Origin of the sequence: Aquabacterium sp., assembly GCF_036279655.1 — a bacterium.
GTDB lineage: Bacteria > Pseudomonadota > Gammaproteobacteria > Burkholderiales > Burkholderiaceae_C > Aquabacterium.
In genome coordinates this window covers 1-20,981 of sequence record NZ_DASUIT010000099.1, presented here as the reverse complement: position 1 = coordinate 20,981, position 20,981 = coordinate 1, and the positions used below count along the sequence as shown (strand labels likewise).

At 65.4% G+C, this 20,981-nt stretch carries 17 protein-coding genes, 1 pseudogene and 1 riboswitch; of the genes and pseudogenes, 7 read left to right on the top strand and 11 right to left on the bottom strand.

The annotated features are described in order from the left end of the window. From VFW84_RS11795 to VFW84_RS11785, 3 genes and pseudogenes are all read left to right on the top strand, one after another. The coding region (locus tag VFW84_RS11795; protein WP_329680651.1) for a phosphate acyltransferase at positions 1-679 on the top strand (679 nt) is incomplete at its 5' end. A gap of 228 nt (positions 680-907) precedes the next feature. Then, entirely contained in the window at positions 908-1,351 is a 444-nt protein-coding gene (locus VFW84_RS11790; protein ID WP_329680650.1) for a ribonuclease domain-containing protein, read from the top strand. Positions 1,352-1,427: 76 nt separating this feature from the next. Then, a pseudogene (locus tag VFW84_RS11785) lies at positions 1,428-1,814 on the top strand (barstar family protein); the annotation flags it as partial. Positions 1,815-2,067: 253 nt separating this feature from the next. On the opposite strand, the gene VFW84_RS11780 reads toward VFW84_RS11785, so the two are convergent. Both VFW84_RS11780 and VFW84_RS11775 read right to left on the bottom strand, forming a co-directional pair. Next, the gene (locus tag VFW84_RS11780; RefSeq protein ID WP_329680649.1) at positions 2,068-3,039 is read right to left on the bottom strand and encodes a complex I NDUFA9 subunit family protein; all 972 of its coding nucleotides are present in this window, start codon (positions 3,037-3,039) and stop codon (positions 2,068-2,070) included. A 26-nt stretch (positions 3,040-3,065) separates the two neighbouring features. Continuing rightward, on the bottom strand, positions 3,066-5,288 hold the full coding sequence (locus VFW84_RS11775; protein ID WP_329680648.1) for a lytic transglycosylase domain-containing protein: 2,223 nt from the start codon (positions 5,286-5,288) through the stop codon (positions 3,066-3,068). Positions 5,289-5,362: 74 nt separating this feature from the next. On the opposite strand from VFW84_RS11775, the gene VFW84_RS11770 reads away from it, so the two are divergent. Next, the gene (locus VFW84_RS11770; RefSeq protein ID WP_329680647.1) at positions 5,363-5,947 is read left to right on the top strand and encodes a 5-formyltetrahydrofolate cyclo-ligase; all 585 of its coding nucleotides are present in this window, start codon (positions 5,363-5,365) and stop codon (positions 5,945-5,947) included. Between the two features lie 4 nt (positions 5,948-5,951). Here the strand turns inward: VFW84_RS11770 and VFW84_RS11765 are convergent, their stop codons facing one another. From VFW84_RS11765 to ahcY, 4 genes are all read right to left on the bottom strand, one after another. Next, complete coding sequence (locus VFW84_RS11765) at positions 5,952-6,569, bottom strand: OmpW/AlkL family protein (RefSeq protein ID WP_329680646.1); 618 nt, start codon at positions 6,567-6,569, stop codon at positions 5,952-5,954. A gap of 218 nt (positions 6,570-6,787) precedes the next feature. Further along, positions 6,788-7,633: a methylenetetrahydrofolate reductase [NAD(P)H] gene (gene metF, locus VFW84_RS11760; protein WP_329680645.1), complete on the bottom strand. Its 846-nt coding sequence runs from the start codon at positions 7,631-7,633 to the stop codon at positions 6,788-6,790. Between the two features lie 20 nt (positions 7,634-7,653). Further along, entirely contained in the window at positions 7,654-8,418 is a 765-nt protein-coding gene (locus VFW84_RS11755; protein ID WP_329680644.1) for a TlyA family RNA methyltransferase, read from the bottom strand. A 95-nt stretch (positions 8,419-8,513) separates the two neighbouring features. After that, the gene (gene ahcY / locus VFW84_RS11750; protein ID WP_329680643.1) at positions 8,514-9,962 is read right to left on the bottom strand and encodes an adenosylhomocysteinase; all 1,449 of its coding nucleotides are present in this window, start codon (positions 9,960-9,962) and stop codon (positions 8,514-8,516) included. Between the two features lie 82 nt (positions 9,963-10,044). Next, positions 10,045-10,156: riboswitch (S-adenosyl-L-homocysteine riboswitch) on the bottom strand. Between the two features lie 184 nt (positions 10,157-10,340). On the opposite strand from ahcY, the gene VFW84_RS11745 reads away from it, so the two are divergent. After that, positions 10,341-11,405 (top strand): putative solute-binding protein, encoded by a 1,065-nt coding sequence (locus VFW84_RS11745; protein ID WP_329680642.1) that lies wholly within the window; start codon positions 10,341-10,343, stop codon positions 11,403-11,405. A 56-nt stretch (positions 11,406-11,461) separates the two neighbouring features. On the opposite strand, the gene VFW84_RS11740 is transcribed toward VFW84_RS11745, so the two are convergent. Beyond that, positions 11,462-12,439 carry a putative solute-binding protein gene (locus tag VFW84_RS11740; RefSeq protein ID WP_329680641.1) on the bottom strand — a complete coding sequence of 326 codons (978 nt, stop codon included), beginning with the start codon at positions 12,437-12,439 and terminating at the stop codon, positions 11,462-11,464. Positions 12,440-12,744: 305 nt separating this feature from the next. Between VFW84_RS11740 and VFW84_RS11735 the strand changes: the two genes are divergently transcribed. Next, on the top strand, positions 12,745-14,370 hold the full coding sequence (locus VFW84_RS11735; protein ID WP_329680640.1) for a peptide chain release factor 3: 1,626 nt from the start codon (positions 12,745-12,747) through the stop codon (positions 14,368-14,370). 16 nt (positions 14,371-14,386) lie between these two features. Here the strand turns inward: VFW84_RS11735 and VFW84_RS11730 are convergent, their stop codons facing one another. Together VFW84_RS11730 and VFW84_RS11725 are read right to left on the bottom strand one after the other, a co-directional pair. Continuing rightward, positions 14,387-15,613 (bottom strand): HD-GYP domain-containing protein, encoded by a 1,227-nt coding sequence (locus VFW84_RS11730; RefSeq protein ID WP_329680639.1) that lies wholly within the window; start codon positions 15,611-15,613, stop codon positions 14,387-14,389. A 106-nt stretch (positions 15,614-15,719) separates the two neighbouring features. Then, positions 15,720-16,616, bottom strand: a complete 897-nt coding sequence (locus tag VFW84_RS11725) for a hypothetical protein (RefSeq protein WP_329680638.1) — start codon at positions 16,614-16,616, stop codon at positions 15,720-15,722. Positions 16,617-16,681: 65 nt separating this feature from the next. Between VFW84_RS11725 and VFW84_RS11720 the strand changes: the two genes are divergently transcribed. Continuing rightward, complete coding sequence (locus VFW84_RS11720; RefSeq protein WP_329680637.1) at positions 16,682-17,299, top strand: hypothetical protein; 618 nt, start codon at positions 16,682-16,684, stop codon at positions 17,297-17,299. Positions 17,300-17,305: 6 nt separating this feature from the next. Here the strand turns inward: VFW84_RS11720 and VFW84_RS11715 are convergent, their stop codons facing one another. Both VFW84_RS11715 and VFW84_RS11710 read right to left on the bottom strand, forming a co-directional pair. After that, on the bottom strand, positions 17,306-18,661 hold the full coding sequence (locus VFW84_RS11715; RefSeq protein ID WP_329680636.1) for an AMP-binding protein: 1,356 nt from the start codon (positions 18,659-18,661) through the stop codon (positions 17,306-17,308). A 5-nt stretch (positions 18,662-18,666) separates the two neighbouring features. Next, positions 18,667-20,775 carry an autotransporter domain-containing protein gene (locus tag VFW84_RS11710; RefSeq protein ID WP_329680635.1) on the bottom strand — a complete coding sequence of 703 codons (2,109 nt, stop codon included), beginning with the start codon at positions 20,773-20,775 and terminating at the stop codon, positions 18,667-18,669. Positions 20,776-20,981: the final 206 nt, after the last annotated feature.

The window sequence follows — 20,981 nt, the reverse complement described above, 5'->3', positions numbered from 1 at the left end:
CCGCCGCCTGACCCTGATCGGCTCGATGCTGCTGCACAAGGGCGAAGTCGACGGCCTGATCTGCGGCACCTGGGGCAACACCAGCCTGCACCTGCACTACATCGACCAGGTGATCGGCCGGCGCGCCGGGGTCAAGACCTATGCCGCCATGACGGGCCTGATCCTGCCGGGGCGCACGGTCAACCTGCTGGACACCCACATCAACTACGACCCCACGGCCGAGCAACTGGCCGAGATCACCATCATGGCGGCCGAGGAGATGCTGCGTTTTGGTCAGCGCCCCAAGGCCGCCCTGCTGTCGCACTCGAACTTCGGATCGAGCAACCAGCCCTCGGCCGTCAAGATGCGCGAGGCCCTGGCGCTGATCCAGCAGCAGGCCCCCTGGCTGGAGATCGACGGCGAGATGCACGGCGACACCGCCCTGGACGAGCCCTACCGCAACCAGCTGATGCCCCGCAGCACGCTCACGGGCGAGGCCAACCTGCTGGTCTGCCCCAACATCGACGCGGCCAACATCGCCTACAACCTGCTCAAGGTTGCAGCTGGTAACAATATTGCGCTGGGCCCTGTGCTGCTGGGCGCGGCCAAGCCGGTGTGCATCCTGACCCCCTCGGCCACGGTGCGCCGCATCGTCAACATGACGGCCATGACCGTCGCAGATGCCAATGCCGGACGCTGATGCCACGCGGTGCTGACGTCACGAAAGTGAGTTAGCACAAACTGTCAACCCCTGAGGCAAAGGCCCCGATCCGCTGTCATTTCAGCGGTCGGGGCCTTGAGCTTTTGGCCGGGTTTCAGTAGCATGGCGTCTTTGCAGGATCTGCACGATTTGAGCTGAGAGGCTGGGTACACAGCTGCACCCGAGACCATGACCGACCACGTGACACCAAGGGATCCCTCGCGGCCCATGCCGCTTTCAGGCCGCAAGGCCTGGGCTTCGGTGGCAGTCACGACGGCAGCGGTTCTGGCTTCAGTGGCACTGACCTGGTCTCCCGTATCGCAAGCGTTCACCCGCAGTTCCGTCCCAGGGCCACAAGCCTCGGTGGCGGTTCAGCCCAGCATCGTGCCTCTGTCACAGCTGCCCCCTCAAGGGCAGGAAGTCCACCGCCGCATCCACTCGGGCGGGCCCTTCCTGTACAGCAAAGACGGCACCGTGTTTGGCAACCGTGAACGTCTGCTGCCGCGCAGAACCCGGGGCTACTACCGCGAATACACGGTACCGACCCCAGGCTCTCGCGACAGAGGGGCGCGCCGCATTGTCTGCGGAGGTGAAATTGTGCAAAGTCCTGAAACTTGTTTCTACACCAAGGATCACTATCAAAGCTTCCAGAAGATCGATCCCTTGCGGTAAATCTCACAGTTCACCCTCGGTCCCTTTTTCTGTCGCCCTCGATAACGGTCATTTCATGCATCAGTCCAAAGCGATCATGTTGTTGCAATCCATCCGCCCCAACATCGTCCAGTCCATCCGCGCCTACCGCCCGGATGACCTGCAGCAGGCCGCCCAGGAAATCGGGCATCACTTCCTGTACACCAATCTGAGCCCGGCTCAGAGCAAACAGGACGTGCTGGACATCATCGCCCGCGATTTCCTGTTCCCGGATCACTTCGGCAAGAACCTGGACGCCCTCTACGACTGCATCACCGACCTGGTCCACAAGTCGGGCCCGCAGCCGGGTTTCGTCGTGGTGCTGGAGCTGCTGCCTGACGGCGTGCGCATGGACCGCGAATCGCGCGAGCAACTGCTGGATGCCTTCCGCGATGCCGCCGACTTCTGGTCGGAGCGCAAGATCCCCTTCCGCGTGTTCTACTCGATCGCTGTGTCGGGCAAGGAATCCGCTGGCAACTGGGACAAGGCCGACGTCGCCCAGAACGACGCCACGCCCGCCAAGCCGGTCAAGGTCTCCAAGAACGCGCCTCAGCCCATGATCATGAACCTGCCGCCCATGAGCAGCGTGTTCGACACGGCGCAATTGCTGGTCGCCTGATAGGCCCTGCCGCCCCTGAACAAGAACCCCGCGCTGGTCGCGGGGTTTTTTCATGGGCGCGCGCGTCCTCCAGGGGGTTTCAGCGCCCCGCCCAGGCCCTGAAACGGTTCAGGCGCCGCGCGCCCTGCCCGCCCTGGCCCAGATAGCCTGGCGCGATCACATGCACCGATGCAGGCTCGATGCCCAGCGAGGCCAGCCCTGGCAGCCGCCCGGAAGCCACATTGGGCACCTGCATCGAATCCAGATTGTCCGCCGACATCAGGGGCTCACCTGGCAAACAGCCCAGCAAGGCCGCCTGCAAGCGCCCCACCGCATCGGGCACAGGCCACACCGGCCGCGCATGGCCACTGGCCCGCCCCGCCAGTTGCACCAGCTCGGCCAAGGTCAGCACCTCGGGGCCTGCGCACTCGATGATCTGGCCGGCCGTGGCGGGCTCCAGCAGGCAGTGCACCAGGGCCCGGGCCACATCCTCCACCCAGACCGGCTGAAACCGCGCCTGTGCGCCCGCCAGGGCCATCACCGGGGCCAGGGCCTGCAGGTCGGCAAACAGATTGAGAAAGCGGTCGTGCTCGCCAAAGATCACGCTGGGGCGCAGCACCGTGAGCGCCAGATCGGGTTGCGCTGCCCGCAAGGCCAGCTCGCCCTCGGCCTTGGTGCGCAGGTACTCGGACGGCGCCTGGGCCGGATCCTCGCTCACCCCCAAGGCACTGACATGCACCAGGCGATGGACGCCCGCCTTGACACAGGCCTGGGCCAGGCGCCGGGGCAGCTCCACGTGCACCTGCTCGAACTGTGCCGAGCTGCCATGCAGGATGGCCACCAGGTTCACGACGGCATCGACCCCACTGAGCAGCCCGGCCAGGGCATGGTCGTCGTGGACGGATGCCTGAACCACATCCACCGTGGGCAGAGGGAACAGGTGCTTGACCCGCTCCCGGCGCCGGCTGGGCACCAGCAAGCGGGGGCCACCCGCGCCAAAACGGGCTGCCCACTGCTCGCACAGCGCACGCCCGACGAAACCACTGCCCCCCAGCACCAGCACGCGTTTCATGCGCCGCTCCTTGTTGCGCCCAGGAATCAGGGCAGATCGTTGTTGTCGGGCGGGGTGCCCGCACCACGCGGACCGATCATCCCACCCAGTCGGGTTTTAATCGACAAGGGCTTGCCATGCAAGACATGCCCATACACCACGGCGTTGGCCACCACCTTCTTCACATAATCGCGGGTTTCGTTGAAGGGAATGTTCTCGGCCCAGGCGGCGGTCTCCAGGCGGGCACCCTCGCGCCAGCGGCGCGGGCGCCCCGGGCCGGCGTTGTAGGCCGCGGCGGCCATGGCCTGAGAGCCGCCGAACTCGTCCAGGATCAGCTTGAGGTAGCCCGCACCGATCTTGAGGTTCACATCCCGGTCGGTGATCTGGCTGGCCTGGTAGTCGATCATGCCCAGCTTGCGGGCCGTCCACTCCGCCGTGGCCGGCATCACCTGCATCAGACCGGATGCCCCCACGGTGGAGCGTGCCGTGAGCTGAAAACGCGACTCCTGGCGGATCAGGCCGAACATGTAGGCCGGATCCAGGCCGACCGATTCGGCCGCCGTCACGATGTCGCGACGGAAGGGCGTCGGAAAGCGCTGGTGCAGATCCACCTCCTGGCGGGTGCGCTCGCTGGTGTTGATGCAGCGGTCCCAGATTTCACGCTCGCACGCCAGCTCGGCCGCGGCCATCAGTTCGCGGTCGCTCAGGCCACCGGGCTTGCTGAAGGACAGGGTGTAGTTCCACTCCTTGGCGCCTTCGACCCGCCAGCCCTGCTCGTACATCCGCAAGGCCCGGTCCAGCCCCGCGTTGGTCAGGGCTTGCAGGCGCTCCTCACGGCTGAGCGGTGCGGGGCGCGCGGGTGCCCGCGGTGCCCCACCGGCCAGGTCCTCCATGGCCAGCAGGCCATAAAAGCCCACCGGCTGCGCAATGCGGGTCAACAACTCGCGGGCCTGCTGCCGGCGTCCATCGCCTGCGGCCCCCTGGGGGGCCTGGGCCAGCAGCGAGCGCGCCTTCCAGTACACCCAGGTCGACTCGTTCTGCACCTCCGGTGTCATGGCGTCCACGGCCGTGTCCAGCACCGTCCAGTGGCTGCGCTGCCCCGCCGTGGCCGAACGCACGGCCGCACGGGCCAGCCAGGTCAGCGTGTCTGCCGGCCAGGAGCGTGCCCAGCGCACCGGGGTGTCGTTCATCTCGGCCAGCACCAGCCCCCGCTCGTACCAGGCAATGGCCTCAGGCATCAGGCGCCAGGCGGCTGCGCGCCCGATGGAGGCCCAGGCCCAGGCCTGCTCTTCCCGGTTGAGGCGCCAGCGTGCCGAGGCATTGGGTGCTCCCAGGGCCTCGGCCGCAGCCTGCACGTCTTGCGCGGCCCAGCGCTGCAGGGCCAGCAGGTTCAGCGGCCCGACATGGTCCAGCGGCACGGGCGGCGGAGGCGGAATGAACACGCGCGCCGGGGCCTTGCGTCCGCGCTTGCCCTTGCGGACCGAACCCTTGCCCTTGGTGGGGCGCGTTTCCTCGACCGTGGCGCCGGGCGACTGGGCCCCCGCCGACGGCTTGAGCGCGCTGTCCGTGGTCAGGAAGGCCTGTGGCTGCCCCATCATGCGGGCCAAGGCTTGCGCCGTGGGCTCACCCATCAGGCGGGCCGCCTGCGTGACCACGCGCGGGCTGGAGCCCTCCAGCGCCAGCCGGAGCTTGCGCCAGACATCGGCATCCGTCAGCACCCCGGCGTTCAGCAGGGTCTGAGCCATGGCATCACAGCCGCTGTCGGCCTCCTTCTGGGCCCACCACGCCTGGCGGGCCTGCTCGCGCAGATCGCCCACCCCCTCCATGGGCATGCCCAGTTGCTGGCGGGCCAGCACGCCCAGGCAGGTGACCTCGCGGTCGTCGTTCATCCTGAAGCCGCTCTGCACCCGCACGAAGGTCGCCCAGTCCTTGCGGCGGCCCAGCTCCAGCAACCAGTCATTGCGCAGGCGATCGGCCACATAGGCGTCGCCCCAGCGGTTGAGAAAGTCGTCCACCTCGGCCACGCTGGCCTCGCTCAGGCGCAACTGCATCAGCCAGAAGTCGGCCCAGGGGGCCAGAGGGTGACGCTCGGCCAGCAGCGCATCGCGCAAGCCCGTCAGGCGGGCCTTGTCGCGCAGGCGGTAGGCCTCGCGCGCATCCTGCACCGTGACATCGCCCGCCCAGGCCGGCGGCGAGCCCACCACCCCCAGCCCGAGGCTGGCCGCGCACACCGCAGCCGCCGCCACGAGCAGACGAGGGGCCCAGCGCATCGGCCGCCCCCCGTGATCAGTCCACAATCGCATCCGTGTTTCTTTCCTGAAGGCTCTCGCAAGCCTCACATCTCATGTCCGACACCCGCTCCGCCCTGCGCCAGCAACTGCTGAGCGCTCGCCAGACCTGGTCCGCCACACCGGCAGCCGCCCAGGCTCAGGCCGATCTGCACGCACAGGTTCTGCGCGTGCTCACCGAACTGGAACCGCAATGTCTGGGCCTGTATTGGCCCATCCGGGGTGAATTTAACCCAAGGGACGTGGCCCTGACGTTTCAGGCGTCTTTGGGGGGGCCTTCCGCCCTGTCACTGGCACTGCCCTGGGCCACCAAGGCCCGTGATGGACAGGCGGCATCCATGGGCTATCGAGTGTGGGATGGCAGCGAGCCCACCACCCGGGATGAGTGTGGCATTCCTTGCCCAGAGGGCCCACCCGCCGACCCGGATGTGGTGCTGGTGCCCTGCGTCGGCTTCACGCCCGAGGGCTATCGCCTGGGCTATGGGGCGGGCTACTTTGACCGCTACATGGCCGCCCACCCGCACATCACGGCGGTCGGGCTGGCCTGGGCCGAAGCTCAGCTGCCTCCCGGCAGCTTCAGCCCCGCCCCACACGATCAGGCACTGATGCTGATCGTCACCCCTGCGGGGGTGATGGGCTGAGGCCTCAGAAGCGCCAGCCGATACCGACACCCACCAGCACCGGATCGACCTTGATGGTGCCCAGCTTTTCGCCCGCAGCCTTCAGATCGGTGCGGATCTGCACCTTCTTGATGTCCAGGTTCAGGAACAGGTTCTTGCCGATCTCGATGTCGATGCCGGCCTGCAGGGCCAGACCGAAGCTGTCCTTGTCGATCGAGAAGGGCGAAGGCAGATCGACGTTCGAGAAGTGTGTGTAGTTGATGCCGGCGCCCACATACGGGCGGAACTTGCCGTCGGGAATGAAGTGGTATTGCGCGGTCAGCGTGGGTGGCAGGTGCTTGAGGGTGCCGATCTTGCCGCCATGCGCGCTGGAAGAGACATCATGCTTTTGGGGATAGGTCAGGATCAGCTCGGCCGCAATGTTGGGCGTGAAGAAGTAGCTGATGTCGACCTCGGGGATGACCTTGCTGTTGACGCTGACGTCGGTCACCGAGATGTCGTCCTTGTTGGCCGGATCGATGTTCACGGCACGCACGCGCACCAGCCAGGGGCCTTCGGCGCTTTGGGCCATCGCCGGAGCGGCGGCCAGGGTGGACAGGGTCAGGAGAGCGGCAGCGGCCAGGCCAGTCAGAGGCTTGTTCATGATCGGGCTTTCGGAACTCAGGGTTGGATGAAAGGAAATGACGCACGGTGCGACACCGTGCGTGCATTACATCCAGGCCCCTCGGGCAAACCCTTGATCCAGCGCAGAGCTCATCGGCTAGCGATCAGCAGATGCAAAATTCTTGATGGGCATCAAGTCGGCGCCTTGGTCTTGCGCTGCGACAAGCCCCTGGCCCCGCAGGCATCAGCCCACCGGCCTCACAGCCCCAGCTGCTCGCAAATCGCCTTGACCGGCCCCGACTGGTTCATCGTGTAGAAGTGCAGGCCCGGCACCCCCGCACAACGCAGCTGGTCACACAGGTCCACGATCACCTCCAGGCCGAAGGCCTGGATGGATGCCTTGTCGTCGCCGAAGCCTTCCAGACGGGTGCGGATCCAGCGGGGAATCTCGGCCCCGCAAGCATCTGAAAAACGCATCAGCTGGCTGGAGTTGGTGATGGGCATGATGCCCGGCACGACCGGGATGTCGGCCCCCGCCTTGGCCGCCTCGTCCACGAAACGGAAGTAGGCGTCGCTGTTGAAGAAGTACTGCGTCAGCGCCACATCGGCACCGGCCTGGACCTTGGCCACATAGGCTTGCAGATCAGCCTGCGGGTTGCGCGCCTGGGGATGCATTTCGGGGTAGGCCGCCACCTCGATGTGGAAGTGCCGGCCCGTCTCCTCGCGGATGAAGGCCACCAGCTCACTGGCATAGCGGAACTCGCCGAAGCCGCCATAGCCGCTGGGCAGATCACCCCGCAGGGCCACGATGCGCCGGATGCCCTCGGCCTGGAACTGCTGCAACTGCTCGCGCACGCTGGCCCGGGTGGCACCGATGCAGGAGAAGTGCGGCGCGGCATCAAAGCCCTCGGCCAGGATGGCGCGCACCGTCTGGAGGGTGCCATCCTGCGTGGTGCCCCCGGCACCGTAGGTCACCGAGCAGTACTCGGGCCCCAGCGGATAGAGCTGCTGGCGCACGGCGGTGAGCTTGTCCGCCCCCTCCGGCGTCTTGGGTGGGAAGAACTCGAAGCTCAGCGGCAAGGAGGACGACGAAGACTGCGTCATGAGTCAGACTTTCAAGGGGCTCAGGCCACTGGCGACTGGGCCCAGATGAAGAATTCGAGATTGCCGTCGCCACCCGCGATGGGGCTGGCGAAGCCCTTGTGGACCTTCCAGCCCAGGTCGGTGCAGGCACGGCGCACCATGTCACGGGCACGGGCATGCTGAGCCGGGTCTTTCACCACCCCACCCTTGCCGACATGCTCCTTGCCCACCTCGAACTGAGGCTTGATCAGCAGCAGCACCTGCCCACCCGGCTTGAGCCAGGGCCCCAGGTGCGGCACCACCTTGGACAGCGCAATGAAGGACAGGTCCGCCACGATCAGATCGAAGCCTTCGGCCGGAGCGTGCTCGCGCAGGATGCTCGTGTCGAGCTCGCGCGCGTTCACGTTCTCCAATGCGACCACCCGCTCATCGGCCTTGAGCTTGTCGTGCAACTGACCATGGCCCACATCGATGCCCACCACCTGCGTGGCGCCCTGGCTCAGCAGCACGTCGGTGAAGCCACCGGTGCTCTGGCCCACGTCCAGGCAGCGCAGGCCCGCGACCTTCAGGTCGATCTGGGCCAGCGCGCCTTCGAGCTTGAGCCCGGCACGCGAGACCCAGCGCAGCTCATCGTCATTGGTGACACGGAACTGCGCGTCCTCGGGCAGGTCTTCACCCGCCTTGCGCAAGGTGGTCCAGCCTTTGGGGCCAAGCCACTGCACCGCACTGGCGTCGATCAGCCGGTGCGCCGCCGAGCGGGTGGGCGCGTGCCCGAGTTGAACGATGAGTTGGTCGGCTCTTGGCATGTCGTGTCTTTTCAAGCAAACCGCCGCGGAACCGGCTCTGCCGGGCCGCTGGCGGTGCCCCCCTGGGGGGGCGGCCGTCAGGCCGTAGGGGGGGATTAATAACGATAAGTGTCAGGCTTGTAAGGGCCTTGCTTGGACACGCCGATGTAGGCGGCCTGCTCGTCGCTCAGCTCGGTGAGCTGGGCATTGAGCGTGACCAGCTGCAGGCGCGCCACCTTTTCATCGAGGTGCTTGGGCAGCACATAGACCTTGCCGCTTTCATAGGCGTCGGGACGCGTGAACAGCTCGATCTGCGCGATGGTCTGGTTGGCAAAGCTCGAGCTCATCACATAGCTGGGGTGACCCGTGCCGCAGCCCAGGTTCACCAGGCGGCCCTTGGCCAGCATGATGATGCGCTTGCCATCGGGGAAGATCACGTGATCGACCTGGGGCTTGATCTCTTCCCACTGGCACTTGGCTTCGGCCTCGGCCACGTCGATCTCGTTGTCGAAGTGACCGATGTTGCAGACGATGGCGTTTTCCTTCATGGCCTGCATGTGCTTGAAGGTGATGACGCTCTTGTTGCCCGTGGCGGTCACGAAGATGTCGGCCTTGTCGGCGGCGTAATCCATGGTCACCACACGGTAGCCTTCCATGGCGGCCTGCAGGGCGTTGATGGGATCGATCTCGGTGACCCACACCTGGGCGCTCAGGGCGCGCAGGGCCTGGGCCGAGCCCTTGCCCACGTCACCATAACCAGCGACCACGGCGATCTTGCCGGCCACCATCACGTCGGTGGCACGCTTGATGCCGTCGACCAGCGACTCGCGGCAACCGTACAGGTTGTCGAACTTGGACTTGGTGACCGAGTCGTTCACGTTGATGGCGCGGAACAGCAGCGTGCCCTTGGCGCTCATCTCGTTCAGGCGATGCACACCGGTGGTGGTCTCTTCGGTCACGCCGATGATCTCGGCGCCCTTGCGGCTGTACCAGGTGCTGTCAACGGCCAGCTTGGCCTTGATGGCGGCAAACAGGATGCGCTCTTCTTCGCTACCGGGGTTGGCCAGCACGGAGGGGTCGGTCTCGGCCTTCTTGCCCAGGTGCATCAGCAGGGTGGCATCGCCGCCGTCGTCCAGGATCATGTTGGGGCCTTCGCCCTTGGCACCCTTGGGGCCGAATTCGAAGATGCGGTGGGTGTAGTCCCAGTAGTCTTCCAGCGACTCGCCCTTGTAGGCGAAGACCGGGGTGCCGGCGGCCACCAGAGCGGCGGCGGCATGGTCTTGCGTGGAGAAGATGTTGCACGAGGCCCAGCGCACTTCGGCACCCAGGGCTTGCAGGGTCTCGACCAGCACGCCGGTCTGGATGGTCATGTGCAGCGAGCCGGTGATGCGCGCGCCCTTGAGGGGCTGACTGGCGGCGTATTCGCGGCGGATGGCCATCAGCGCGGGCATTTCATGCTCGGCGATGGTGAGTTCCTTGCGGCCCCAGGCGGCCAGGGACATGTCGGCGACGATGCACTCGACGCCCTTGAATTCGGTTTGCAACGATTTGAGAACTGCGCTCATGGACAAAGCTCCTAAAGGGGTTCAGAAGCCGCCGTGCGCGCCGGGAGGAACGCGATGGATACAACTCACCCAGCGGGACACATGCGGGTGAGCGCCGTTGCACAGAACGTTTGTCGAGCCTGGGGTGCGATCTCCACGCCAGCCCTGGAACCGGGGGGTGGAAAATTTCGCGCCTTGCAACGCTCCTCGACAAAGACGAGTATTGTAACGGGTGTGATTCGCCGGTGCATGCCCGCTTGCCAAGCCCCTCATCAAAAAATCCCGCTTTCGAGGGGGGAACGACTACGGGTTGCCCCTGTCTCACCTGGGTCGCCTTCCGACGTTGAATACGTGCGGGGCTGCATTTAGCGCCTCGCCTGTTACGGAAAGAGGCACCCCATGTCCCTGATCTCTCGCCCCCTCATGACCATGAAACAACGTCAACTCGCCCTTGCAGCCGCCGCCCTGATGAGCCTGGCCGGCACCGTTTCCGCCAAGACCACCCTGTGTGTCTGGGATGTTGCCGGCAAGACCGGTGACATCTTCAATGCCGCCATTGACTACTCGGTCGCCATGCAGAAGGCTGGCGCCGACATGGAGCTCAAGAGCTATGTGGACGAGCGCGTGGCCGTGGAAGACTTCCGCGCCGGTCAGTGCGATGCCGTGATGGCCACGTCCTTCCGCACCAAGCCCTTCAACGGTGTGGCCGCCTCGCTGGACAGCATCGGCTCGGCCACCATCGTGCGCAACAACAAGATCGACCTGCCCGGCAGCTACGAGGTCGTGCGCAAGGTCATCCAGGCCTTCTCCAGCCCCGCTGGCGCCAAGCTGATGGTCGAAGGCAACTACGAAGTGGGCGGCATCTTCCCCCTGGGCGCGGCCTACCCCATCGTGCGTGACCGCGCCATCAACTCGGTCGAAGCCCTGTCGGGCAAGAAGATCGCGGCCTTCGACTACGACAAGGCCCAGGGCACCATGATCCAGCGCATCGGCGCCCAGCCCGTGTCCGTGGACGTGACCAACATCGGCCCGCGCTTCAACAACGGCTTCGTCGACATGGTCACCCTGCCTGCCGTGGCCTACAAGCCCCTGGAGCTCTACAAGGGCATCGGCACCAAGGGTGGCATCGGTCGCTTCCCCATCATGATCCCCACGGTGCAGTTGGTGTTCAACCGCAGCAAGTTCCCCGAGGGCTTCGGTGAGAAGTCGCGTCAGTTCTGGCTGAGCCAGTTCGACCGCGCCATGAGCCTGATCGCCATCGCAGAAAAGGGCATCCCTGCCGCCACTTGGGACGATCTGCCCCCGCAGAACATCCCCAAGTACGTGCTGATGCTGCGTGAAGCCCGCATCGAGATCGCCAAGCAAGGCCTGTACAACAAGCAGACCATGAACATCATCAAGCGTGCCCGCTGCAGCGTGAACGCCGCCGATGCCGAGTGCTCCACCAAGAACGAGATCGAATAAGCCGGGCTGACAGCCCCGCCTCGATGCGCATCAGGCCCGCCACCGGCGGGCCTTTTTCATGGCTGCTGCCACACTTCTTCGGACTTGCTCTGGCACTCCGGATCGGCCGGATTCACGTGGCAGCGGATGCGCTTGAGGATCTTCAGGCCGCGCTTGTCGTACAGGCCCATCTGCGCGATGTCGATGCGCGCCTCGCGCAACATGAGGGTGTAGCGGTAGGTGTTCTCGGGGCTGAGCTCCACCCAGGTGGCGGCCGGAATGTCGTTTTCGGCCTTGCGGATCAGTTGCAGGACGCGGTCGAACTGACCCAGCCAATAAGTACGCGAGCGGGCCCCGAAGCCTTCCGGGAACTTGCTGCGGTTGAGGATCACCTGGTAGCTCATGATCATCAAGGGGAAACGCCCCACCCCACCCCGCTCGCCCACCCCCTTGTCCAGGCCCAGAGGCTTGTAGGCCAATGCCGGCGCGGCAATGAAGTCCGTCGCACCGCTGGACAGGCGCTGCGAGATGTTGGTGATGTCCGAGGGCACCGGCACCGCACGGATGCGCTTGATCATCACGGCCTGGGCCGGGTCGTAGTCCAGCGCCGCCATGCGCTTGCCGGCCAGTTTTTCGACCGTGTTGTTGCGCCGGTCGCTGCCCACCAGGTAAGCCGCCCCCACCGGCAGGATGCCACCCACCTCGTACTTGCCACTGGCATCGGTCATCAGCCGCGTCACCTGAGGCGTGTCGGCCGAGAAGGTCTGCACCAGCTTGCGCACCACGTCATAACTGGCGGTCATGTCGATGACGCCATTGCGCACGATGATGGTCGAGCCCAGGGTGTCCACCGAGGCCGCCACCCCGTTGAAGGGGCGCGTGCGAAAGCCCGTGGCGATCACCGCATCGCACAGACCGGCACGGAAATCCTCGACCGCTTTAGCCTCGTTGGTGTAGACCTTGAGCTCGATGCTCACACCCTCGCGCTGCATCGCCACCGCATAGTCGCGGGTCATGTTGAAGGCATCGCCTGACGTGCCGACAATATCGAACACGCAAAAAGGCAATGCCTGGGCGGCCATTGCGCAAGCGCCCAAAGCCAAACCCACCCCCCATCGGCGAGTCAGCCGCCCCGATGTCTTCGCCATGGATCACACCTCCAACAGGTACAGACCGTGATGCATTTCACATCCGTTAAACGCGCCGAGCATATCGACAAAGCCCCCATGGCAAGTCCGTGATTGCCCTGCCCCCACCGCGTCTGAGGGTGGTGAAACACCTCACTTGCGGCAAGCCTGAGACAATAGCAGGTTCAACCCGCGTCGCCCGAGGCGACCACCCTTGCTTCAAGAAGCCCGCCGTGACCGACTCTACCTATGGCGCCGAAGTGCGCCGCCGCCGCACCTTCGCCATCATTTCCCACCCTGACGCGGGCAAGACCACGCTGACGGAAAAGCTGCTGCTGTTCTCGGGTGCCATCCATATCGCTGGTGCGGTGAAGGGGCGCAAGGCCTCGCGCCATGCCACGTCGGACTGGATGGAGATCGAAAAGCAGCGCGGCATCTCGGTGGCCTCCTCGGTGATGCAGATGCTCTACCGCGAGCACGTCATCAACCTGCTGGACACCCCGGGCCACAAGGACTTCTCGGAAGACACCTACCGCGTGCTCACGGCAGTGGATTCGGCCCTGATGGTGATCGACGCGGCCAATGGTGTGGAAGCCCAGACCAAGCGCCTGATCGAGGTCTGCCGTCAGCGCGACACCCCCATCATCACCTTCGTCAACAAGATGGACCGCGAAGGGCGCGACCCGCTGGAGCTGCTCGACGAGGTCGAGCAGGAGCTGGGCATGCCCTGCGTGCCCATGACCTGGCCGGTGGGCCAAGGCAAGACCTTTGGCGGCATCGTCAATCTGCGCACGCAGTCCATGCGCCTGTTCGATGCCGGTGCCGACAAGCGCGGCGAGGACGACGAGGTGGTGTCCCTGAGCGAGCGCGACAAGCTGCACGCGCGCTTTGGCCACGACTGGGAACTGGCCGAGCAGAACATGGAACTGATGTCCGAGGCCGCCCCCGCCTTTGATCTGGAGCTCTTCCTGGCGGCCAAGCAGACCCCGGTGTTCTTCGGCTCGGCCGTGAACAACTTCGGGGTGCAGGAGGTGCTGGACGCGCTGGTGGATCTGGCCCCCTCGCCCCGCCCCCGCCTGTCGACCGAAAAGGACGGCTCGCACAAGGAGATCACCCCCGAGATGGAGAACTTCTCCGGCGTGGTCTTCAAGGTGCAGGCCAACATGGACCCCAGCCACCGCGACCGCATCGCCTTTGTGCGCGTGTGCTCGGGCAAGTACACGCCAGGCATGAAGCTCAAGGTGCAGCGCAGCGGCAAGGAGCTGCGTCCCACCTCGGTGGTGACCTTCCTCTCACAGCGCCGCGAAGCGGTCGACGAGGCCTATGCCGGCGACATCATCGGCTTCACCACGCACGGCGGCGTGCAATTGGGCGACACCATCACCGATGGCATCACCCTGCAGTACACCGGCCTGCCCTTCTTCGCGCCCGAGCTGTTCCAAACGGTGGAGCTGGCCAATCCCATGAAATCCAAGCAGTTGCAGGCAGGTTTGCTGCAATTGGGCGAAGAAGGCGCCATTCAGGTCTTCCGCCCCGAGGCCGGTGGCTCCATGCTGCTGGGCGCAGTCGGTCAGCTGCAGTTCGAAGTGGTGCAGCACCGCCTGAAGGCCGAATACAGCGTGGACATCCGCCTGATGCCCTGCCGTTTCACGGGCGCACGCTGGATCACGGCCGACACACCGGCGGCCATGAAGAAGTTCACCGACGAAAACGCCAGCAAGCTGGCGCTGGATGCGGCCGACACCCTGGCCTACATGATGACCTCGGCGTATGACCTGCGACTGACGGCCGAGCGCCACCCGCAGGTGCACTTCCACCCACTGCGCGAGCATGCGGGGCTGAGCCTGTCGACGCAGTGAGGCGCAGAGCCTGGGCTCAGGCCGGGGTCCGCCACAGATCGTCCAGCTGAGACAAGCCCCAGGTCGCAGGGCTCTCGCGCGAGACGATGGGATCGTCCACCGCGCTCAGGTCCAGCAGCTCCGGTGGCACGCTCTCCTGGCTGAGGGTCGAGTAAAAGACCTTGACCTGGGGCGCCAGCAGGGAGCCTTGCCCCTGCTCGACCACCACACCCAAGCGGCCCGATCTCAGCTTGACGAGCGAGCCCGTCGGGTAGATGCCCACGCTCTTGACGAAGGCCTGAAAGATGCGCTCGTCGAAGTGGCCCTCACGGGCCCACAGCGCCATCTTCTGGATGGAGTCAGCCGGATCCCAGCCCGCCTTGTAGGGGCGGTTGGAGGTGATGGCGTCGTACACATCGCAGACGGCGCCCATGCGGGCGAACAGGCTGATCTCCTCACCCTGCAGACCATGCGGGTAGCCCTTGCCGTTGATCTTCTCGTGGTGGTGCAGGCAAACATCGAGAGGGATGGGCCCCACGCCGCGGCCATCCACCAGCATGCGGTGACCCGCCTCGGGGTGGCCTTTCATGATGGTGAACTCTTCGCGGGTGAGCGCGCCGGGCTTGTTGAGCACCTCCGGGGGCATGAGGGCCTTGCCCAGGTCATGCACCAGACCGGCCAGCCCCGCCTCACGGGTGTCGTCCTCCCCCAGATCGAGTTGCCGGGCCAGGGACACCATCAAGGCACAGACCGCCACGGAATGCATGAAGGTGTAGTCGTCGCTGGTCTTGAGCCGCGCCAGGCTGACGATGGCACCGGGGTTGCGCCCCACCGAATCGGCGATGTCCTGGACCAGAGGCAGGCAGTGCTCGGCATCGACCGCCTTGCCCATGCGAACGTCCTGAAAGAGGCTCTGCATGGCCTCGCGCGACTGCGCAATGACCTGCCCCGCCTGCGCCAGCTCCTGATGGAAGCTGCGGGTCACGGGCAGGGGCGACTGATCGGGCAAGGACACCTCGGATGCCTGGGCAGGCAGCTCCACCTCCACGTCGTCCATGAAGGCCGTGTCCGTTGGGGGCCGCTCGATGTCCAGCCCCTTGCGGGTGTCGATGATCACCTCGTCGACCCGCGCCAGCTGGTGGATCTGCTCCCGGGTCGTCAAGGTGAAGGATGAGCGCCAGAAGGGATGGTCCAGCCACGAGCCGCACACCTCATGGATGTGCATGCCGATGCGCAGTTGCCGGGTGGAGATCTTCTTGAGCATGGACGAACGTGACCGCTCCGCCGGATCGGCGGACCTTCATCTGAACATCCTAGGGGCTTGTCAGGAACGACGATCGGTCAAACAAGCCCCCTGGACGGTGACTTTGTCACACTCTTGTGAGACCCAAGGTCCGGATGGCATTCGCCATGCCGAGCCAGTCATCGCCAGCCAGAAAGGCCTCGGGGGTGAGGACCCGGGTTTCCCACTGCAGATTGTCGGCCGTCGCATCGTCGCACAGACGAGCGGCCGACACCACCCAGTTGAACAGTGGCGCCAAGCATGCCAGATGATGGTGCACTTGCTGCAGAACTGGCTCCGTGCCTGCCGAGCCGTGATCCGAGTGCCTCTCGCCAAAAAAGCCTTGTGGCAAGCCCATCATCCAGGGCAGATTCGACACATACAAGGTGTCTGGCACCACCCCCGCTTGCTCCACGGCCAGCCTCAGCCGCGCCGCCAGCCTGGCAAAGTGTGACGCACCGGCTGCCCCACCGCGCAGATCCAGAGCCGCCGTACTCATGCATCCCATCCGTATGCGCTCGCGGACCCACTCGTAGCCCGCGACATCCTCAGCCCATAACCAACTACCGGGTCGCTCCAGATCCCCCCTCAGCCATTGGTGCGCCGATCGGGCGAACTGGCGCAGTGGTGGCGTTTGCGGCAGCAGGGGCACCAGCAGATCCACCAGGGCGGCTGGGGTGCGCGCCTCGGGCCGGCACAGCGCCTCGCTCAGCGCAGCCCACACACGAAACTGATGCCAGTTGATGTCCAGCAGCAAGACAGCATCTGCACGCCGAGCCGCCACGATATCGAGATTGCGAAAGCTGCCCCAACCCACATGCAGCCTGGGCCCCGCTGACTGCGGCCCACGGCCTGCGGCCAGTGAGGCCAGCGCCTCGGCCGCGCCTCGGCACTCGCGCATGGTGAGGGTATAGCCCCCGCGATCAGGCACCAGCGGCGGCGGCAAGTCTTCGAAAAGCAGGCGCTCAGCGTTCCAGTCAACCATGGTGTGTATGCGCGCCATCCAAGCGAGCTTCGGGGCTGCGATGCTACTATGCCCGGTGCATCATCATGGAACAGATCACACTCCCGACGTCCTGCCTCACCGCACCCCACGCAGACGCCTGGGCAGGCCTCCTGTTCCATCAAATGCTGGAGGGTCGGCTGACACCCGAGGCCTTCGAGCAACAGGTTCAGACCTGTTGGGCTGGGCCCTCGATCGTGTTCCAGGCGCCCGAGACCGCCAGACGCTTGCGCACCCTGGGCCTGCAGCCAGGCCGCCCCGCTGCGGGCTATGCCAGCGATGCCCCCCATCTGGACTTTCGGAGCCACTGGCTGGCCGGCACACCAGGACGGCCCGGCGCCATCCACATCCAGTCACCCCCTGAAGCCCAACCTGGCAAGGGCTTGACTCACCTGAACCGTCCAGTCCATCAGCACGACTCGGCCCGCATCGCGCTCATCACCCGAGGCCAAGCCACCTTCCATGTCCAGCGGTCAGGGAACAACGGGTGCTCAAGCCTGCAGGCCATCCCGGTGCAGGAAGGCGATCTCCTGGTGTGGCCGGCATGGACCGCACACACGTTCGATGCGGGCCAGGGGTTCTGGCTGGTGACCGCCATGGCACGTTATGTCTCGCCTGCCGCTGACGGTTTTCTCTTCCCCGTCGACGCCGATCCGATGCCCTGAACCGCGCTAGTGCACCAGCGACACGAAGTCTTCGAATTTGCCACCTGCAGAGCGGGCGATGTGATCCGGGTAGAGAAAGCTCAACACGAAGGCGTGCCCCAGATTGTGCCGAATGAGTTCAGCCAATCTGTCCTGTAGCGCAGCATCGGGCCGCACTGGCGTGACCAGTTCGACTTGGATGTGCTCGGGCGTCAGCTGGGTCATCCGCAACTGGCGCACCGGCACGATGCCGTTGAGTGAACGGAAGTTGAGAATGGGCCAGGTCTTGCGTCCGTCCGGGAAGGTGAGCATGTTGCGCTGACGGCCCAAGATGCGTGTCAGCACGGGCAAGCCGCGGCCGCAGGCGCACGGTGCGCCGACCTCGGCGTAATCCCCGATGTCATAGCGCAGCAGCGGAAACGCAAAGTTGTGCAGTGGGGTGACCACCACCCGGCCGATCTCGCCTGGTGCGCAGGGTCGATCATGGTCGTCCAGCACCTCCACGCGGACACCCTCGGCCTGCACGTGGTAGTGCGGATGATCTGGACATTGCAGTGCCAGATAGCCCGTCTCACGCGCGCTGTAGATGTCGGTCAGCGGCACACCCAGTATTGCCTGACACCGGGTTCGCAAACCCTCTGTCAGGGATTCGCTGATGGTGCGCACTTCACGCAGCCGGGCATCACCCAGGGAATGGCCTGCCTCGATGGCATCCAGCAGTTCACCGAGCACGGTCGGATGGGTCAGCAGGTAGTCGGGGTTCTCGCGACGCAGCCACGCCAGTTGCTCCTGCATGGAGGCAGAGACGCTGAGCATGGCCACCGGCCCCGTCTGAACCAGATCCGCCGTCGCGCTCCCCCAGTTGGGGCCCTGACCACCCGACGCCGGGAGCGCCACGTCAGCTGGGTAGTGGCGCAAGGATGCCAGCTTGCCTGAGAAGTCACGGCGATGCCAGAGGTGCTCCCTCAGCGTCAGCACCTCCCAGAACAACTGGCTCAGATCGGTCTGCTCCGTGGCCACCGGCTTGCCAGTCGAACCGGATGAGAACACCGCATGGCGCTTCCCATGCGCGGCCGGCACCACCGAACAGCGGATCTGATCCTTGAAGGTCTGGACCGCATCCCGACGCAGCACGGGCAAGCTCAGCCAGTCGTCCTCTGAGAGCGTGGACGGCAGCGCGGACAACACCCGCGCCATATAGGCCGAATGCGCCCTGGCATGACCCAGCAGCGCATTCAACTGCTCCAGCTGGTACGCTCGCAACTGCTCGGCAGACCACCATTGCGTTTCAGACAATTGATGCAGCAGGGCCAGGCGCATGACGCCCCGCGGCCCCGGGATCGCCGGCCAGGCCACGCCTGGCATGGCGCTGGAAAACCGCATCAGCGTCAAAACGCCTTCTGCCAGCGCAATCCCAGCCAGGCGCTGGGCGCCTCGCCCTGGCTTGTCAGGTTGAGCGTCACCGATGCCAGACCACCCGCCAGTCGCCCAGACAATCCCAGACCACCGCGGACCCACGAGCGCTGATTGCGCACGCCATCCAGATCAAAGGCGAACAGGCCCAACACTTCTCCAGACGCGCCCGCACTGCGACGTTCGAAACGGTGCGCCACTTCCAGCGTGCCCAGCAGGCGCATGTCACCCGACAGAGGCTTGCTCAGGTTGACACCCACGCGCAACTCGGTGGCCTTGTCCTTGCGCGCGTCGAAGCGTGCCGGGAAGCCACCCCCCGTTTCGGTGTAGCCGCCCATCCTCGTGCGGGCAAAGCTCAGATCCACATACGGTGATGCCTCGGCACTGCCTAGCTGGTAGGCGTTGTCCCACTCCAGGCGAGCCCGCAGACCCCAGGTGCCGACGTTCGGCGTGCCTGTGGACGCATCGGGCGTGCCGGCGTTCAGGTAGCCGCGGCGAACCTCGGCATCGCCCTCCAGCACATAGCCCCCCAAGGTGGCCCACAGCTTGCCCGCCACCGGGATCAGGGCCTCGGCCAGCAGATAGGTGCCATCGGTGTGGGCATGCCCATTGAGCGTCAGATCCTGACGCGCCCAGGTCTGACCCAGCGCCGCGTTCAACTGCACCGAGCCTAGGTTGATGCCCAGGCCCAGTTCAGCCAGCCCCAGCGTGCCGCTGCGCACACCATGGTCATCCGTGCCCCAGTCTCCGGCCAGCCAGAAAGTCTTCTGACCCGCTGCCACGCGTCGGTCCAGCGGGCGGCTGTGTGCACCGTTGAGCACCGTGGTGGTGGCGGCCTGAATCGAATGCCCGGCCAATGCCGTCTCCGACAAGCCCTGCTGCACCTCGTCCAGGGTCACGGCACCCGTCGAGCGGGCAAACCACACCTCGCGGATGCCGTCAGGATTCATGCCGCTGCCCACCAGGATGTCACCCGTCGCGTTGGTCGACACCTCACCGCCATCGGCCAGGCGCCAGCCATCCGCGACCGCCACGCCGTTGGACTGCAACCAGCTGCGCACCGACTGCATGCCACCTTCGGCCGTCCAGCGGAAGGCCTCCGTGCTGGTGTCGCCCTCCACCTGGGCCCAACCCACCACCACATTGCCGTTGGCGGACAGGTCGGTCGCGTAACTGTGAGTGCCGCCCAACGTGCCGAGGTTCTGCATGCCGTCCACCTGCGTCCAGCGGAACGCGTTGTAGCTTGCATTGCCGGCCGTATAGCTGTAGCCGATCACAACATCGCCATTGGGGTTCACACCGTAGGTGTAACTGTGATGGCCACCCAGGGTGCCCAGGTCGACCATGCCACCAGCTTGCGTCCAGCGAAACGCGTGGTACTCGGAGTTGCCGGCGGTGTAGCTTTGGCCCACCACCACGGAACCATCGGCCGAGGTGCCATAGCCATAGCCATAGGTCCCCCCCAGGGTCCCCAGGCTTTGCATGCCATCGGCCTGCGTCCAGCGGAAAGCCGCCTGAGCACTGTCGCCACTTTCGTAGCTGGTACCCACCACGGTGCTGCCATCCGCTGAGACCGCGTAGGCATAGCTGTAGTTGCCGCCCAAGGTGCCCAGATTGACCATGCCATCGGCCTGCGTCCAGCGGAAGGCGCGCTGTGCGGAGTCTCCGGACACATGGCTCTCTCCCACCACCACCGAGCCATCGGCGGACACGTCATTGGCGTAACTGTAGGTCCCTCCGAGGGTACCCAGGTCGACCATGCCGCCCGCAGCCGTCCAACGAAAGGCACGCTGGGTACTGTCATCTGAGAGCCTGCTCTCGCCCACGATGGTCGAGCCATCCCGGGAGATGGCCCGGGAATAGCTGTAGGAGCCCCCGAGCGTGCCCAGGTCTTCCATGCCGTCGGCCAGCGTCCATCGGAACGCGTGATAGCTCGAATTGCCGGGCAGATAGCCGTAACCACTGACCACGGTGCCGTCCGCAGAGATGGCGCGTGAGTTGTTGCTGTTGGAGAGGTAGGAATAGCTGCCGCCCAGGGTACCGATCCCCGTGAACAGCCCACCGCCGGTCTGAGCCAGTGCCATGCATGGGAAGCAGGCGGCAATCGCCAGGGCCAAGGCCTGTTGGCGAGGTGCCAGCCGCCGGGATGTCAAGTGAGCCATCGTCAACCTTTCTTGATCGTCATGTCATGTCTGACCCATGCCCGCCAGAATGGCGGAGATCAGGCCAAGCCGCAGGAACCATCCCCGCGAAACATTTCGTGTCAATGTTAACGATTTGTCAAGATCCG